The sequence below is a fragment of the Stenotrophomonas sp. 109824_Sma genome, from assembly GCF_056480025.1.
The window spans coordinates 143,037-157,837 of sequence record NZ_CM151078.1 but is presented as its reverse complement, the minus strand read 5'-3'; the positions used below and the strand labels follow the sequence as shown (position 1 = coordinate 157,837).

17 protein-coding genes are annotated in these 14,801 nt (G+C 68.3%); 4 read left to right on the top strand and 13 right to left on the bottom strand.

From position 1 onward, the window contains the following. Positions 1-3 precede the first annotated feature (3 nt). The 4 genes from secB to ACZK1G_RS00605 form a co-directional block, all read right to left on the bottom strand. Positions 4-522 (bottom strand): protein-export chaperone SecB, encoded by a 519-nt coding sequence (gene secB / locus ACZK1G_RS00620; RefSeq protein WP_005407596.1) that lies wholly within the window; start codon positions 520-522, stop codon positions 4-6. A gap of 100 nt (positions 523-622) precedes the next feature. Further along, positions 623-1,060, bottom strand: a complete 438-nt coding sequence (locus ACZK1G_RS00615) for a rhodanese-like domain-containing protein (protein ID WP_014035527.1) — start codon at positions 1,058-1,060, stop codon at positions 623-625. A 57-nt stretch (positions 1,061-1,117) separates the two neighbouring features. Further along, the gene (locus ACZK1G_RS00610; protein ID WP_101764681.1) at positions 1,118-1,543 is read right to left on the bottom strand and encodes a hypothetical protein; all 426 of its coding nucleotides are present in this window, start codon (positions 1,541-1,543) and stop codon (positions 1,118-1,120) included. Between the two features lie 32 nt (positions 1,544-1,575). Continuing rightward, a complete protein-coding gene (locus ACZK1G_RS00605; protein ID WP_005407593.1) occupies positions 1,576-2,043 on the bottom strand; it encodes a YiiD C-terminal domain-containing protein in 468 nt (155 codons plus the stop codon). A 35-nt stretch (positions 2,044-2,078) separates the two neighbouring features. Between ACZK1G_RS00605 and ACZK1G_RS00600 the strand changes: the two genes are divergently transcribed. The 3 genes from ACZK1G_RS00600 (at position 2,079) to ACZK1G_RS00590 (ending at position 5,272) form a co-directional block, all read left to right on the top strand. Beyond that, positions 2,079-2,888 (top strand): uroporphyrinogen-III synthase, encoded by an 810-nt coding sequence (locus tag ACZK1G_RS00600; protein WP_101764680.1) that lies wholly within the window; start codon positions 2,079-2,081, stop codon positions 2,886-2,888. 104 nt (positions 2,889-2,992) lie between these two features. Continuing rightward, the gene (locus ACZK1G_RS00595; RefSeq protein ID WP_101764679.1) at positions 2,993-3,970 is read left to right on the top strand and encodes a uroporphyrinogen-III C-methyltransferase; all 978 of its coding nucleotides are present in this window, start codon (positions 2,993-2,995) and stop codon (positions 3,968-3,970) included. Between the two features lie 6 nt (positions 3,971-3,976). Beyond that, positions 3,977-5,272, top strand: a complete 1,296-nt coding sequence (locus ACZK1G_RS00590) for a heme biosynthesis HemY N-terminal domain-containing protein (RefSeq protein WP_101764678.1) — start codon at positions 3,977-3,979, stop codon at positions 5,270-5,272. Between the two features lie 231 nt (positions 5,273-5,503). Here the strand turns inward: ACZK1G_RS00590 and ACZK1G_RS00585 are convergent, their stop codons facing one another. Further along, positions 5,504-6,799 carry an acetyl-CoA C-acetyltransferase gene (locus ACZK1G_RS00585; protein ID WP_029550824.1) on the bottom strand — a complete coding sequence of 432 codons (1,296 nt, stop codon included), beginning with the start codon at positions 6,797-6,799 and terminating at the stop codon, positions 5,504-5,506. A 93-nt stretch (positions 6,800-6,892) separates the two neighbouring features. Between ACZK1G_RS00585 and ACZK1G_RS00580 the strand changes: the two genes are divergently transcribed. Then, positions 6,893-7,780 (top strand): hypothetical protein, encoded by an 888-nt coding sequence (locus tag ACZK1G_RS00580; protein ID WP_014035521.1) that lies wholly within the window; start codon positions 6,893-6,895, stop codon positions 7,778-7,780. 136 nt (positions 7,781-7,916) lie between these two features. Here ACZK1G_RS00580 and ACZK1G_RS00575 read toward each other — a convergent pair whose 3' ends face one another. From ACZK1G_RS00575 to ACZK1G_RS00540, 8 genes are all read right to left on the bottom strand, one after another. Further along, positions 7,917-8,543, bottom strand: coding sequence for a superoxide dismutase family protein (locus ACZK1G_RS00575; protein ID WP_101764677.1), 627 nt, complete (start codon positions 8,541-8,543; stop codon positions 7,917-7,919). 32 nt (positions 8,544-8,575) lie between these two features. Further along, positions 8,576-9,145: a superoxide dismutase family protein gene (locus ACZK1G_RS00570; RefSeq protein ID WP_014035519.1), complete on the bottom strand. Its 570-nt coding sequence runs from the start codon at positions 9,143-9,145 to the stop codon at positions 8,576-8,578. A 93-nt stretch (positions 9,146-9,238) separates the two neighbouring features. Further along, positions 9,239-10,687, bottom strand: coding sequence for a nitrogen regulation protein NR(I) (ntrC, locus tag ACZK1G_RS00565; RefSeq protein WP_197621932.1), 1,449 nt, complete (start codon positions 10,685-10,687; stop codon positions 9,239-9,241). Continuing rightward, the gene (locus ACZK1G_RS00560; protein WP_032959394.1) at positions 10,680-11,741 is read right to left on the bottom strand and encodes a two-component system sensor histidine kinase NtrB; all 1,062 of its coding nucleotides are present in this window, start codon (positions 11,739-11,741) and stop codon (positions 10,680-10,682) included. The genes ntrC and ACZK1G_RS00560 overlap by 8 nt, the downstream gene beginning before the upstream one ends. An 82-nt stretch (positions 11,742-11,823) precedes the next feature. Then, complete coding sequence (locus ACZK1G_RS00555) at positions 11,824-12,138, bottom strand: hypothetical protein (RefSeq protein WP_008268793.1); 315 nt, start codon at positions 12,136-12,138, stop codon at positions 11,824-11,826. Between the two features lie 72 nt (positions 12,139-12,210). Further along, positions 12,211-13,377, bottom strand: a complete 1,167-nt coding sequence (gene mltA / locus ACZK1G_RS00550) for a murein transglycosylase A (RefSeq protein WP_101766362.1) — start codon at positions 13,375-13,377, stop codon at positions 12,211-12,213. 67 nt (positions 13,378-13,444) lie between these two features. Beyond that, positions 13,445-14,191: an N-acetylmuramoyl-L-alanine amidase gene (locus tag ACZK1G_RS00545; protein ID WP_119007358.1), complete on the bottom strand. Its 747-nt coding sequence runs from the start codon at positions 14,189-14,191 to the stop codon at positions 13,445-13,447. 258 nt (positions 14,192-14,449) lie between these two features. Next, on the bottom strand, positions 14,450-14,797 hold the full coding sequence (locus ACZK1G_RS00540) for a hypothetical protein (protein WP_147416465.1): 348 nt from the start codon (positions 14,795-14,797) through the stop codon (positions 14,450-14,452). Between the last annotated feature and the right edge of the window lie 4 nt (positions 14,798-14,801).

Here is a 14,801-nt window from a genome sequence, read left to right as displayed (position 1 = left end):
GAATCAGGCGTTGCCAGCCGGCTCGGAGTCAGCCAGCGACGGTGCGTCGCCCTGCTCCTGGCGCTGCCGCAGGGTTTCTGCGTACAGGCCTTCGAAGTTGATCGGCTGCAGGAAGAACGGCGGGAAGCCGCCGGCCTGGATCAGGTCGCTGATCAGCTGGCGCACGTACGGGAACAGGATGTTTGGGCACTGGGTGCCGAGCAGCACGTCGATCGACTGCGGGTCCAGGCCGACCAGGCCGAACACGCCGGCCTGCTTCACTTCGGCCACGTAGGCGGTGCGCTCACCGGCCTGGCAGGTCAGGGTCACGGCGAGCACGACTTCGAAGGCGTTCTCACCCAGGCGCTGCACCTGCTGGTTCAGGTTCAGCTGCAGCTCCGGCTGCACCTGGTCGTTGAAGATGGTCGGGGCGTTCGGCGACTCGAAGGAGACGTCCTTGACGTAGATCTTCTCGACGGTGAAAGCGGGGCCGGTGGCGGCATCGACCGGCGCAGCGGCGCCGTTGGTGATCTCTTCGGACATTTCCAGTAACTCCAGGTGAATGCAATGAAAACGATGGTCGAACTACTGCGATGGGGGCGGGATCAGGCCCATACAAGGCCGGATCCGCCACCTGCGACAATCAGTTGCGGCCCTTGACCAGCGGCAGTTCGGCCTGCTGCCAGGCGGGAATGCCGCCGTCGAGCACGTAGACCTTCTCGAAGCCGGCCTTCTTCAGCGCCTTGGCGGCGGTTTCCGAGGCGTTGCCGCTGCGGCAGACCAGCACCACCGGCGACTGCCTGGCGTTGGCCACCAGCTTGTTTTCCGGGCCGAAGGCACTGGCCTGGGCGTTGCGGCTGCCGGCGATGTGGCCCTTCTCGAAGTCACCGCTGGCCGACAGGTCGACCACCACCGTGCCGCCCGCGTTCATCAGCTGGGTCAGTTCGGCGGGCTTGATGCCCTTGAAGCCCCGGAACAGGCGGCGGATCTCGGTGACGATGATGGCCACGGTCAGGCCGACCAGGGCCGCGGACAGCATCGGGTTTCGGCCTGCAAAGGCCAGCAACTCTTCGTAATTCACTCAGGTCACGGGTCGATTAAGCGGGCGCCGATTGTCGCACAAGCCGGACGCGGCCCGTCACTGCCCCTTCCACAGGTCCGGCAGGCCGGCGGTCTGCCACCAGCGCTTGGCTTCCGGGTCCCAGCGCCAGCGCTCGACCACGACCACGGTGCGCTCGGCCTGGGTGTTCTGGTTGATCACCCCGATTTCGACCCGGCGCTCGACCAGGCCACCGTCCAGCGAGGCGCTGCTGCGCTCGCGGTAGGACGACACGCGCAGCTGCGCGTAACGGTTGAGCTCGAACTCGGTGAGCGGCTTTTCCTTGCGCAGCTTGGGGTCGAGGTAGCCGATGGCATCGTCCATGCTGCCCCAGCGGATGGTCGCCCCGTAGGCGATCTGGGTCTCTTCCAGCAGCTTGCGCTGCTTGCGGCTGAGGTCGTCGGCCGAGGCCACGGCGCTGGCCAGCAGCAGGGAACAGATCAGGAACTGGATCAGGCGGCGCATCAGTGGTTTCCCCGGAACGTCAGCCTGCCATCCTACCCTTTGGCGAAGGCAACGAAGCGACCGCTGAATTCGGCGGCGGGCTTGCCATCGGCACCGGGCTGGGTGGCGATGATGCTGATGCGGGCCTTGCGGCGCTGGCGGAAGGTGTTCAGGAAGGCATCCCAGCCGGTGGCTTCGGCTGCTTCGGCGTGGGCGTGCAGGTCTTCATAGACCGGCGCCAGGTAGCGCAGGTTGCTGTCGGCCACATAGACCTCGGCATCATGGCCGGCCAGGCGCAGGCGCAGGCTGACCAGCGCCCAGCCGGACAGGGTCAGCACCGAGGCTAGGCTGCCGCCGAAGGCGTTGCCCTTGTCGTTGACGTTGGCAGCCAGCGGCGCGGTGATGCGCAGCACGCCGTCGGCATAACCATCGAGCTGGATCTGCATGGCGCGCACCGCCGGCATGCAGTCCAGCACGTCCTGCAGGGCGGCCAACGAGGAAGTCAGGGCATCAACGGACATCGGAGCAGCGACCACGACAACGAAGGGCCCGCATAATGCAGGCAATGGTCGACCATACGATACCCACTGGCGCCACCCGTTCCGGCGCGCGCTGGACCCTGATCTCGCTGCGCCCGCAGGGCCAGAACGCGGCGCTGCGCCGCGCCGTTGCTGGGCTGGGCGGGGATGTACTGGCCCTTTCGCCCTGGCGCCTGCAGCGCCTGCACGGCACGCCTGTGGTGCGCCAGCTGCAACGCGCGCTGAACTGCGATCGGGTGGTGTTCACCAGCCCGGCCGCCGTTGCCGCCGCCGCGTCCCTGCTGCCGCTGGCCGAAGCGCAGCGCAGCCCGTGGCTGACCGTGGGCGAAGGCACTGCGCGCGCATTGCAGGCACACGGCATCACCGAGGTGCACGCGCCGCAGCGGATGGACAGCGAAGGCCTGCTGGCGCTGCCGGTGCTGGCCGACGTACAGGGCCTGCGCATCGGCCTGGTGACCGCGCCCGGCGGGCGTGGCCTGATTGCCGCGCAGTTGCAGGCGGCGGGCGCCACGATCGAACGTGCCGACGTCTACCAGCGTCGCCTGTTGCGCCTGTCGCCCCGTGCGCTGGCTCGATTGGCGCATTCAGCACAGCCGTGGGTGCTGGCCGTGAGCAGTGGCGAGGCGCTGCAGCATTTCTGGCAGCAGCTTCCGCCGGCATTGCAGCAGCGCGTGCAGGTGCACGCGACCGCCGTGGTGGCCAGTGATCGCCTCAGCGAACAGGCCCGGGCACTGGGCCTGCAGCACGTCGTGCGCGCGGCCGGCCCCACCAGCGCACAGCTGGTGGCGGCCGCACACGCCACGCTCACCGTCCCGGCAGCGACCTGAACAGGGACGTGGGTCACGCTTGCCGCTGTCGTCGGCAACAGTGATGCTGTGCACAACGCGGCCTGCCGGCCCCCGACCGGCGACGTTGCCGACAAGGAAGCCCGATGAACGACACTCCGCCCGTTTCCCCGCCCCGTCGACCCGTGCGCTGGCTGCTGCCGCTGGCCGGTGTGGTCGTGCTTGGCGTGGGCGGCTATGCCGGCTGGTACGTCTGGCAACAGCAGCAGAACGAACAGGCAGCGCAGGCACAGACCACCGCCGTGCAGCTGCAGGGCCTGGAGGCCACGCTGGATGCACTTCGCCGTGACCAGCGCGCGAGCAGCCAGCGCCTGCAGGACGCGGCCGCCACCAACCGCGTGCTGCGCGACGAGATGCTGGGCCTTTCCCAGCGCAGCGCATTGCTGGAAGAGAACCTGGCCAAGCTGGCCGACAGCGCCAACCAGGGCCGTCAGGCGGTACAGCGCGATGAGGCCGAACTGCTGTTGACCCAGGCGGCGCAGCGCTTGAATTACGCCGATGACGTGGAAGGCGCGCGCCGCCTGTATGCACAGGCCGCCACCGCGCTGGCCGATCTGCCCGACAGCGACGGCCTGAACCTGCGCCAGGCACTGGTACAGGAACGCGATGCACTGGATGCGCTGGGCACCGGCCCGCGCGTGCAATCGCTGCAGCGGTTGGATGCGCTGGCCAAGGCCTTGCAGGGCCTGCCCTCGCAGGTGAGCGGCAGCGCTGCGACCAACACCGCCAGACCGTGGTGGCAGTCCACGCTGGCACCGTTCGTGGACATCACCCCGAGCCGCCAGAATGGCCCGCTGACCGCCGCCGAACGCCGCAACGCCGACGACGCGCTGCAGCTGGAACTGACACTGGCGCGCGCCGCGATCGAACGCGGCGACCGCACCGGCCGCGATACCGCACTGGAACGCGTGGAGCACTGGGCGCAGCGGCGCTGGCCGGATTCACCGGCCCTGCGCGCGCAACGTGCTGAACTGAAGGCCTTGCGCGAGCTTCCGCTGCAGGCCAGCAACAGCATTCTTGGCAGCACCCTGCAGCAACTGCGCACCCAGACCGACCGGAGGTAATCCCGCATGAAACCCCTGCAATCCCTGGTCGTGCTGTTGCTGGCCGTGGCCATCGGCGTGGTGGCCGCGCAATGGCTCGGCGCCGATGACCTGAACCGCTTCGGCGAAGTGACCCTGCGCTACGGCGGCTACGACTACCACAGCAACCTGCCGAAGGTGGCGCTGCTGTCGGTGATCGCGGTGCTGGTGCTGTGGCTGCTGTGGAGCCTGATCGCCGCACCGTTCCGTGCCTGGGGGCGCTACCGCCGCAAGCAGGGCCGGGTGCGCCTGATCGACGGCCTGCAGGCCTATGAGCATGGCCAGTGGCAGCGTGCGGAGAAGCTGCTGGACGGCGCCGCCAAGGATCCGGAAGTAAGCGCGGTGGCGCTGGCCAATGCCGTGCGCAGTGCACAGGCACGTGCCGATGGCCCCGCTGGCGAGGCGCTGCTGCAGCGCCTGGGTGAGAGCGATGCCACCCTGCAGGCGCTGCTGCGTGCAGAACAGCTGCTGGCGCGCGATCTGCCGGTGGATGCGATCAACGCGCTGGACGTAGCGGCGATCCAGCCACTGCCGCCGCGTGGCCTGTGGCTGCGTACCGAAGCGCTGGCACAGGCCGGCCGCGCCCATGAGGCGTATGGCCAGCTGGGTGCGTTGCGCCAGAGCAAGGTGCTGCCGGCCGACGCGAACAGCGAGCTGGAAGCGCGCCTGGCCGCACAGGCGCTGCTGGAAGCGGCCGACGTCAATGCGCTGGCCGCGCAATGGGAAGCCACGCCGAAGGCACTGCGACCGACCCCGGACGTGGTGGGTGCCTATGCCAGCCGTGCGGTGGCACTGAACTGGGATGAGCCTGCATTGCTGGCGCTGGAACAGGCGCTGGACCATCGCTGGGACGACGAACTGGTGACGCTGTATGGTCGCCTTCCGGCCGAGCGCCTGGCCACGCGCCAGAGCAATCTGGCGCGCTGGCGCAACGTGCATGACGACTCGGCCGCGCTGCGCCTGGCACAGGGCCGCGTGGCCCTGGCCCAGCAGCAGTGGGATGCCGCCGACGCGTTCCTGCACGAAGCCATCGCCGCAGGCGCGGGTGCACCGGCGTGGGAAGCGCTGGGCGAACTGTTCGCGCAGCGTGGCGAGCACGCGCTGGCCGCGCAGTGCCTGGCCAATGCGCTGCGCCTGCAGCGCGGCGAGGACAGCGTGGAACTGGTGCGCGGCAGCGAAGCGCCGCTGCGTGCCACTGTGGAAGAGCAGCCGGTTACGGTGCAGCCGCCGGTGTATGACGCCAACGAAGAGCGCGACGAATTCGGTAATCCGCGGTTGCCGTAAGCATGGCTGAGGTGTGCCGACCAACGGTCGGCACCCACCGGAGCAAGAAAAAACGCCGCCCATCGGGCGGCGTTTTCATCTGTGGAACCCGGTAGTCGCCAACCTTGGTTGGCGCTCTGACATCTTCCGAACGATGACATCGCATGGCCGACCAAGGTCGGCATCTACCACAGCAGATCCAGCGCGCATTCGCGGTAGTCGCCAACCTTGGTTGGCGCGCGGTCGCAGCGATCAGCGTTCGACGATCGCCACCACGCCCATGCCGCCGGCGGTGCAGATCGACACCAGCGCACGGCCACCGCCGCGCTCGGCCAGCTGCTTGGCGGCAGTGGCGATCACGCGTGCGCCCGTGGCCGCGAACGGGTGGCCGGTAGCCAGCGACGAGCCCAGCAGGTTGATCTTGTCCGGATCGATGCGGCCCATCGGCGCGTCCAGGCCCAGGCGGTTGCGGCAGTAATCCTCGCTCTCCCACGCGCGCAGGGTGCACAGCACCTGCGCGGCGAAGGCTTCGTGGATCTCGTAGATGTCGAAGTCCTGCAGGGTCAGGCCGTTGCGCTTGAGCATCTCCGGCACGGCCACGGTAGGTGCCATCAGCAGGCCTTCGCCATGCACGAAGTCCACCGCAGAGACATGCGCATCGCGCAGATACGCCTGAGGCTCATGGCCGTGCGCACGCGCCCACTCTTCGCTGGCCAGCAGCACGGCGGCGGCGCCATCGGTGAGCGGGGTGGAGTTGGCGGCGGTCAGCGTGCCGCGGCCGGACACCTTGTCGAACGCCGGCTTCAGCGTCGCCAGCTTTTCCAGCGAGGTATCCGGGCGCAGGATGTTGTCACGCTCGACGCCACGGAACGGTGCGATCAGGTCGTTGAAGAAGCCGCGCTCATAGGCTGCGGCCAGCTTCTTGTGCGACGACACCGCCCACTCGTCCTGCGAGTCGCGCGAGATGTTCCACTCCTTGGCCATGTCCTCGCAGTGGTCGCCCATGCTCTTGCCGGTGCGCGGCTCGGCCACGCCCGGGAACTCGGGCTTGAGCTCGGAGAACTTGAAGCCGGCGGTGAGCGCGCGGATCTTGTCGCCGGTGCTCTTGGCACGGTTGGCAGCCAGCAGGCGCGCGCGCAGCTTCTTGCCGTAGACGATCGGCACGTCGGAGGTGGTGTCCGAACCGCCACCGATGCCCGATTCGATCTGGCCCAGCGCGATCTTGTTGGCGACGGTGATGATGCTGTCCAGCGAGGTGCCACAGGCGCGCTGCAGGGTGATGCCCGGGGTCAACGGCGACAGGCCGGAAGACAGCGTGGCTTCGCGGCCCAGGTTCCAGTCGCTGGAGTGCTTGATCACCGCACCCATCGCCACTTCACCCAGCTGCTGGCCATGCAGGCCGAAACGTTCGACCAGCGCGCCCAGCGTACGGACCGACATGCCGAGGTTGCCGACATCCGAATACGCGGTGTTCTGGCGGCAGAACGGAATGCGGACGCCACCGAGGATGGCGACGGGACGAGCGTTGGGCATGGAGATACCTGGCATGGATGAGGGTGTCTGCAACATGGCCTGCACGACGGAGCAGGCATAATGGAGCCAAGTGTAGCTGCCGCCCTGTGATGGGCCAACCGTGGAACCATGAGCAAACCCGACCCCGCGATGAATGCCCTTGGCGTGCTGGCCCTGGAACTGGCCGGCGGCGAAATCCCCCGCCAGGCGGTGCTCAGCGCTGAACAGGCCGGTGAACTGGCCGAACGCGTCGGCCGCGACCTTTCCAAGCTGGTGCCGCAGGTGGCCGAGCTGGACCTGGTATTCGCCGCCGCCCATTTCGATCCGGCCGAAGTACTGCGCCCGGGCTGGCCGATCCATCGCCGCCTGGAAGAACTGCAGATGCGTGCCCCGGGCCGCAACCAGGGCCCGCGCCTGCTGGCCTTTGGTACCGATGCCGAGGGTGACGTGCCGCTGCCGTTCCAGGCCGATGCCAGCCTGGTGGGCGGTGGACTGCGCGTGGTGCCGTTCCTGCTGACCGGCAGCGATGTGGCCACCACCAATGCAGTGGCCAATGCGCTGGAAGAGACACTGCTGGCCAACGGCATGGCGCATGCCGACACCGCGTTGATGGCGCAGAACAGCTTCGGTGCCCGCATCGAGCACGCGCGCTATTTCACCGTGAACGACCTGGCCGCGATGATGTCGATGCAGTACGACAACCAGGGCCTGGCGGCGCTGTGGCCGCTGATCGAGACCGCGATCATGGCCCCGGGCGAGGACGAGTGGCTCAACGCCGCGCCCGAGCCGCTGCTGCGCTATACCCACGGCGAAGCACGCATGGCGCTGTTCGATCCGGCCGGCTGGTGCGCCCACTACAACCACGGCAACAACGACTGCGACCGCCTGAAGGGCATCTACGAGCAGTTCCTGATGCGCCAGCGGCAGATGGCTGCGGTACTGGAAGCACACGGCGTGCCGGTGCTGTTCGTGCATTGCGAGGCCGGGCAGGACGCGCGCGAGCTGCTGGCGCGCTGATCCGGGGGGGCCTGTTGGTAGTGCCGGCCGCTGGCCGGCAACCCTCATATCTGCGAATGCCGGCCAGCGGCCGGCACTACCGATCAAGAAAAACGCCGGCTTGCGCCGGCGTTTTCCATTTCCAGCAGGACCGCGCTTACGGCGCCTTCTGGATCACCGCGCAGGCCAGGCGCGCGCCGGCGTTGCCGGTCGGCTGGGTCTTGTAGTCGTCCGCATCGGCGTGGACGATCAGGCCGCGGCCGATGATGTCGAAGTCATCACCCTTGCCGATGTTGACGTTGCTCGACACCGGGCCGTCGATGGTGGCCACGCCCTTGTCGTCGGCCTTGATGTTGGGCATGTCGCCGCCGTGGTGCGGATCGGTGGCGACGTTGCCGTGATCCTGGTGGCCCGGGTTGAAGTGACCGCCGGCGCTCATGCCGTCCGGCGCGCTGCAGTCGCCCTTTTCGTGGATGTGGAAGCCGTGCTCGCTGCCCGGCTTCAGGCCGGTGATCTGGCCGGTCACGTGGACCTTGCCGTCGACCACCTTGAAGGTAACGCTGCCCTTGGCCTCGTTGCCCTGGGTCGGTGCCAGCTCGGCGGTGGCCGAGGCATCGGCCGCCGGGGCGGCAGCGGGTGCCGGGGCTGCGGCCGGTTCGGTGGTGGCGCCCTCGGCCGGGGCGGCCGGCGGGGTTTCAGTCTGCGGAGCGGCCGGCTGCTGGCCGCAGGCCGCCAGGCCCAGCGCGGCGATGGCCGCAAACAGTGAAGTGTGGATCAGACGCATTGGAATCTCTCCCTGGATGAAGCCTGCGGTGATCAGCGGACGACCCGGATCACGCCACAGGCGATGCGGACGCCGGCATTGCCGGCGGGCTGGCTGCGATAGTCGTCGGCGTTGGCATGCACGACCAGTGCACGTCCGGCGATATCGGTGGCGGCGCCTCCGCCAAGGGTAACGCCCTTGAGGTGGATATCGACGTTGGCGCGGCCCTGGGCGTCGGCACGCAGGTTGTCCATGTCGCCCAGGTGGTGCTTGCCGGTGCCGGCGCGACCATGCGCGGCGCCACCGGGGTTGAAGTGGTTGCCGGCGCTGCTGGCATCCACCGCGCTGCAGTCGCCACGCTCGTGGATGTGGAAACCGGCCTGCTGCATCGGCTGCAGGCCACCGATCAGCCCGGTGATGTGGATGCCACCAGGCTCCACCATCAGCGCGATGCGGCCACTGACGATGCTGGCCGAGGCCGGCGACAGGTTGGCCTCCGCCTGCTTGGCGGCACTGACCACGGTCGGCGGCGGCGGGGTGGGCTCGGCCTTCTTCGGTGCGCTGCCACAGGCAGACAGCAGCACGGCGGCGGACAACGGCAGGATGGCAAAGGACAGACGCATCGAAGACTCCTTGCAGGTGACACTACGGACGGCATCGTCCATGAACGATCAACGGTTCGGCAAGCGGGCGCGAGGATCGCGTGCAGGGACCGTTCAATGGCCCCCGCGGCGGCGCCCGGCGCCCAGCTTGCGGGTAAGGGTATTGCGGCCGAGTCCCAGGCGGGCAGCGGCTTCGGCGCGGCGGCCATGGGTGATCTGCAGCGCGGCCTCCAGCAGGGCATGGTCGACCCGCTCGCGCACCTGCGCGTGCAGCCCTTCCACGCCTTCGGCCAGCTGACGGCGCGCCCATTCGGCCAGCAGCGCTTCCCACTGGCCCGGATCGGCTGCGCTGGCACTGTTGCGGCGGCCGCGCGCGCGGTTCAGCGCGGTATCGACATCGGCCACGCCGATGGTGTCGGCGGCGGCCAGCGCGGCCATCCGCCAGCACACGTTCTCCAGCTCGCGCACGTTGCCCGGCCAGTCGTGCTCGCGCATCGCCTGCAGGGCCGCAGCGGTGAGGCGCTTCGGCGGCGTGTCCAGCTTGCGTGCGGCGGCGGCCAGGAAGGTGCTGGCCAGTTGCGCGATGTCCTCGCGGCGCTCGCGCAGCGGCGGCAGCTGCAGGCGCACCACGTCCAGGCGGTGCAGCAGATCGGCGCGGAACTTCCCCTGCGCGACCAGGCCTTCCAGATCCTGGTGGGTGGCGGCAACCACGCGCACGTCGACGCGGATCAGCTCGCGGCCACCGACGCGGAAGAACTCACCCTGCGCCAGCACACGCAGCAGGCGGGTCTGCAGCGGCAACGGCATGTCGCCGATCTCATCCAGGAACAGCGTGCCGCCGTTGGCCTGCTCGAAGCGGCCGATATGGCGGCGTTGCGCACCGGTGAAGGCGCCCGCTTCGTGGCCGAACAGCTCACTTTCCAGCAGTTCGGCCGGAATCGCGGCGGTATTGAGCGCGACGAACGGGCCCTGCGCACGCGGCGATTCGCGATGCAGCGCATTGGCCACCAGTTCCTTGCCGGTGCCGGTCTCGCCGGTGATCAGCACCGCCAGCGGCGCCTGCGCCAGGCGACCGATGGCGCGGAACAGCGCGCGCATCGGCCGCGTATCACCCACCAGTTGCGGCGGCAGGTCGCTATGCGCTTCCGCCGCAGGCGTGGGCGCCGCCAATGCCGGCGCAACTGCCGGCAGCACACGCTGCGCCAGCGCCACGGCATCGTCCAGGTCGAACGGTTTGGACAGGAATTCATGCGCGCCACCGCGGAACGCGCCCGCGGTGCTGGCCACGTCGGTATAGGCCGACATCACCACCACCGGCAGCTGCGGCAGCGCGGCCTTGAGCTTGTCCAGCAGCACCAGGCCATCGTCGCCGGGCATGCGCACATCGGTGAACAGCAGCGCCGGCGGCGGGCCTTCGCTCAAGGCCTGCAGGGCGGGCGCGGCGCTGTCGAAATCGACAACCTGGTAGCCCGCCTCGCGCAGCGCGGTGCACAGTACGAAGCGCACCGCACGGTCATCGTCGACCACCCAGATGCGCTGCGCGGTGGTGGGGGACTCAGACATCGCGCGGGGCCTCCTCGGCCGGGGCGGCGCCGTTGCCGATCGGCAACAGCAGGGTGAACACGGTATGGCCCGGACGCGAACGGTAGGTCAGCGTGCCGCGATGCTCGCGCGCGACCTGCTGGGCCAGTGCCAGGCCCAGCCCGGTGCCTTCGGCACGGCCACTGACCAGCGGCAGGAACAGGTGTTCCGCCAGTTCCTCGGGCACGCCACGGCCGTCGTCGGCGATTTCCAGGCGCAGCGCCAGCGTGTGCAGCTGCTCGGCGATGCGCACGCCATGCTCCACCCGGGTGCGCAGGGTGATGCTGCCGGCGCCGGCCTGGATCGCGTTGCGCACCAGGTTCCACACCGCCTGGGTGAGGCGGTCGGCGTCGCCGTGGAATTCGGGAATGCTGGGGTCGTAGTCGCGCTGCAGGCGTACCGCCCAGCCGGCCTCGTTCTCGGCCAGGCGCAGCACGCGCTCCAGCGCGGCATGGATGTTCAGTTCGGCATGCGGTGCGGCCGGGGCCGGCGACAGCAGCTGGTCGAGCAGGCCGTTGAGGCGTTCGATCTCCGACCCGATCAGCTCGATCAGCTCGCGTTCGCTGGCATCGCGCTGGGCCGCGCGGCGGGCCAGCAGCTGGGCCGCGCCCTTCAGCCCGGCCAGCGGGTTGCGCAGCTCGTGGGCCAGCCCCTTCAGCGCTGCGCTGAGCGCGCTGGGCAGGGCCTGGGTCGGGTCGAGCCCGGGAAATTCATCGACCGGATGCGCCTCCAGCAGCCAGCCTCCATCGTCGCGGCGGCTCATCCAGCCCTCGGCGAAGCGCGGTGCCTCGCCGGGCACCGCCAGCGCCAGCCGGTTCAGGCGCAGGCTGTCGCGCTCATCGCGGGCCAGGAAATGGGCCAGCGCCTCGCCCTGCACTTCCAGTGCGGCCAGCGGCCGGCCCAGCAGGCGCCGGACACTGACACCCAGCCAGCGGGCAAAGGCCGGATTGCAGCCGGCAATGCAGCCATCGGCCCCGGCCCAGGCCAGCGGCGTGCCCAGGGCATCGAGGGACGGCGGGGGTGCGGGGTCGGACATTGCACCAATGTAGTGCAAAACGCGGGGTTCGGGGTCGGATCCCTTTCCGTCAGGAAAGGGCTCTGACCCCAGCCGGGCAGCGTTACACCGGGTAGCCGGTGGCTTCCCGGGCCTTCTTCCAGGCGCTTTCGAATTCGCGCGCGGAGATTTCGTCGTCTTCGTCGAAATCCAGGAACGACACCGGCTGGTCGGCCAGCAGGAAGCGGTCGTCGCTGTGGGCATGCTCGTCGGCCCAGACCATCTTGGTGCCGTAGATTTCCACCTGGCGCACGATCTTCTCGCCGCGTGCTTCCATCAGCACGTTGCCCTTGCCCAGGCCCGATTCGGCCCAGTGCTTGTAGTACTTCTTTGCGGCCGATTTCGCGCCGGATCTTGCGTTGTGCTTTGCGTAGGTCATTGCAGGGGTCCTGGCCGCAGGCGCGGCCGGAAAGTTCGGAATGGCGCCATTATCAGGCATCCGGGGGCCAACCTACTGCGGCAACGCCACGCCCTTCGGCCACAGCATCCAGATGTTGCCCTTCTGCTTCATGTCGCCGGCCAGCTTGCCGGCGGCATCGCCGCTGCCCCAGTACAGGTCGGCGCGCACTTCACCGGCGATGGCGCCGCCGGTGTCCTGCGCGGCCACCGGTCGCACCACCGGGCTGCCGTCCGGGCGCGTGGTGGACAGCCACAGCAGGCTGCCCAGCGGCACCACGGTGCGATCCACGGCGACGCTGTAGCCGGCGGTGAGCGGCACGTTCAGTGAACCGCGTGGACCCTCCGGGCTGTCCGGATTGCGCACGAAGAACACGTAGCTGGGGTTGCTGCGCAGCAGCTCCGGCACGCGCGCGGGGTTGGCCCGGGCCCAGGCGCGGATCGCGTCCATGGTGACGTCTTCCTTCTTCAGCTGGCCCTGGTCGACCAGCCAGCGACCGATGGCGCGATACGGGTGGCCATTCTGCTCGGCATAGGCCAGCCGCACCTGCGTGCCGTCTGCCAGGCGCACCCGGCCGGACCCCTGGATCTGCAGCAGCTGCAGGTCCATCGGATCGGTCAGCCAGGCCAGCACCGGGGCCTTGGCGCCCTTGGCCGCGATGGTGCCGGCGTCGTCATAGGGCTTGAGCACCTTGCCGTCGAGGCGACCGCGCAGGCGCTTGCCCTTCAGTTCCGGGTAGACGCTGTCCAGCTGCACCACGATCAGATCATCCGGCGTGCCGTAAACCGGTACGGTGGCAGCGGCCGTGCGGGTGAGGCTGCCGGCGTAGATCGGCTCGTAGTAGCCGGTAATCAGCCCATCGGCCTGGTGACCGCCGGCACGCAGCGCATAGACATCGAGGTCGCGCTGCAGGAACTGGCGGATCGCGGCCGGGTCCTTGTCCGATACCGCGGCGGCGGCGGCGCAGGGCTTGGCCCAGACCGCATCGTTCTTCAGGCGGGTGCAGCTGCTGCGCCAGGCAACGAAGCCGGCCTGCAGGTCGCTGTCGGCGACCGGCGGCAGCGCACTCCAAGCGGCCTTGGCATAGGTGGCCGTGGGCGGCGTGACCGGCGTCGGCACTTCGGATCCAGTGCGGGGAGCGGTGGTGGAGCAGCCTGCGAGCACGGCCGCTGCCAGCAGGATGCAGTGCTTGCGCTTGAAGAAGGTGGCGGAATCGATCATGCCGCCATGGTGGCCGGCCGGCCGCTGGGCGGCAACCCAGCGCGGGGTCAAGCGTTCATGCGCGTGGTCACGGCGTCTGCAGCAGCAGCGAGTGCAGGATGCGGGCGTCTTCGGCATCCAGCGTCTTCGGCAGGTCGTCGCGGCCACGGAAACGGCGGTGGAAGGCAGCGACGGTGGCGTCGCGGTTGTCCAGCGGATAGCCGAAACGGGCCAGCGCATTCCACGCGTCGAAGCCTTCCGGCGCAGCACCATCGGCCGCACGCGGCCAGACGCCGAATCCGGCCTCGGCCAGCTGCTGCCACGGGAAGAACCGGCTCGGATCCTGCTTGCGCGTCGGCGCCAGGTCGGCATGGCCGATCACCTGTCGCGGCGAAATGTTCAGGCGCGTGGTGAGATCGCGCAACAGCACGATCAGCGATTCGATCTGCGCCGCACTGAACGGGCTGCGGCCATCGTTGTCGAGCTCGATGCCGATCGAGGCGGAGTTGAGATCGGTGATGGTGCCCCAGCGCCCGGCCCCGGCGTGCCAGGCACGGCGCTCATCGGCGACCAGCTGGTAACGATGGCCATCGGCGCCGATCAGGTAGTGCGCACTGACCGGTCCACCGCTGTTGGCCGTGCGCAACGTATGCAGGCTCTGCTGCACCGACTTCTGTTCGGTGTGGTGGATGACGATGATGACCGGCGTGCGCGCGTTCTGGTTGGGTGACGGCACCCAGGTGGCGAGCGGGTTGTGCTGCACGGGCGCGGTGGCGGTGCAGGCCGCCAGGGCCAGCGCCAACAGTGTGGAAGCCAGGAGGCGGGGGCTGATCATGGGCAGATTGTAACCATGGACCGCAGCCGTGGTTCGGCGCAGCGCGCCGATCGTCCAGACACCCCTTGGCCCTGAAACCGGATATTCGACAGTCAAAATTCGCCTAATGACCTGCACGAGTCCAAAGGAACAATTGCACGCAGAAAAGCCTGCCCGACACCAGCCACAGCCCCACCCCCAATAACAACCAAAATAATCAAAAATCCGTAACTTCAATCAGACCCTAAAGTACCAACTAGCACCCGAAAACAGCTGACATCAAACTATCACTTCAAATACCAATTCATCCCTAAAAAGCGTAAGCCTTGAAACTTCCGCAATGGACGCAAGGTCTCTCCGGGTCGTCCCTTCGCGAACTACTCCCGATATGAGGATCTCATCAAAGTATGAGGCAACACCACCAACCCATCCTCCCACGGCCTCATCAAGCAATCTTTCGAGACCAGGTGAACTCACCTCCACCCTAAGATCAGAAAATTGATGATCACGACTATCTACCAGAAAGCATTCCCTACCACGAACAACCAGAAAAGCCCTCAACGATACAACGCTTCCATACAGAGCCGGAAAATCAATACAAGAGAATTTTTCGAAACCATCAGACATTAAA

Bases quoted from the DNA above. Each gene is read 5' to 3' on its own strand.
- secB (WP_005407596.1), bottom strand. From the start codon at position 522: ATGTCCGAAGAGATCACCAACGGCGCCGCTGCGCCGGTCGATGCCGCC.
- ACZK1G_RS00610 (WP_101764681.1), bottom strand. From the start codon at position 1,543: ATGCGCCGCCTGATCCAGTTCCTGATCTGTTCCCTGCTGCTGGCCAGC.
- ACZK1G_RS00605 (WP_005407593.1), bottom strand. From the start codon at position 2,043: ATGTCCGTTGATGCCCTGACTTCCTCGTTGGCCGCCCTGCAGGACGTG.
- ACZK1G_RS00600 (WP_101764680.1), top strand. From the start codon at position 2,079: ATGCAGGCAATGGTCGACCATACGATACCCACTGGCGCCACCCGTTCC.
- ACZK1G_RS00595 (WP_101764679.1), top strand. From the start codon at position 2,993: ATGAACGACACTCCGCCCGTTTCCCCGCCCCGTCGACCCGTGCGCTGG.
- ACZK1G_RS00590 (WP_101764678.1), top strand. From the start codon at position 3,977: ATGAAACCCCTGCAATCCCTGGTCGTGCTGTTGCTGGCCGTGGCCATC.
- ACZK1G_RS00585 (WP_029550824.1), bottom strand. From the start codon at position 6,799: ATGCCAGGTATCTCCATGCCCAACGCTCGTCCCGTCGCCATCCTCGGT.
- ACZK1G_RS00580 (WP_014035521.1), top strand. From the start codon at position 6,893: ATGAGCAAACCCGACCCCGCGATGAATGCCCTTGGCGTGCTGGCCCTG.
- ACZK1G_RS00575 (WP_101764677.1), bottom strand. From the start codon at position 8,543: ATGCGTCTGATCCACACTTCACTGTTTGCGGCCATCGCCGCGCTGGGC.
- ACZK1G_RS00570 (WP_014035519.1), bottom strand. From the start codon at position 9,145: ATGCGTCTGTCCTTTGCCATCCTGCCGTTGTCCGCCGCCGTGCTGCTG.
- ntrC (WP_197621932.1), bottom strand. From the start codon at position 10,687: ATGTCTGAGTCCCCCACCACCGCGCAGCGCATCTGGGTGGTCGACGAT.
- ACZK1G_RS00560 (WP_032959394.1), bottom strand. From the start codon at position 11,741: ATGTCCGACCCCGCACCCCCGCCGTCCCTCGATGCCCTGGGCACGCCG.
- ACZK1G_RS00555 (WP_008268793.1), bottom strand. From the start codon at position 12,138: ATGACCTACGCAAAGCACAACGCAAGATCCGGCGCGAAATCGGCCGCA.
- mltA (WP_101766362.1), bottom strand. From the start codon at position 13,377: ATGATCGATTCCGCCACCTTCTTCAAGCGCAAGCACTGCATCCTGCTG.
- ACZK1G_RS00545 (WP_119007358.1), bottom strand. From the start codon at position 14,191: ATGATCAGCCCCCGCCTCCTGGCTTCCACACTGTTGGCGCTGGCCCTG.
- ACZK1G_RS00540 (WP_147416465.1), bottom strand. From the start codon at position 14,797: ATGTCTGATGGTTTCGAAAAATTCTCTTGTATTGATTTTCCGGCTCTG.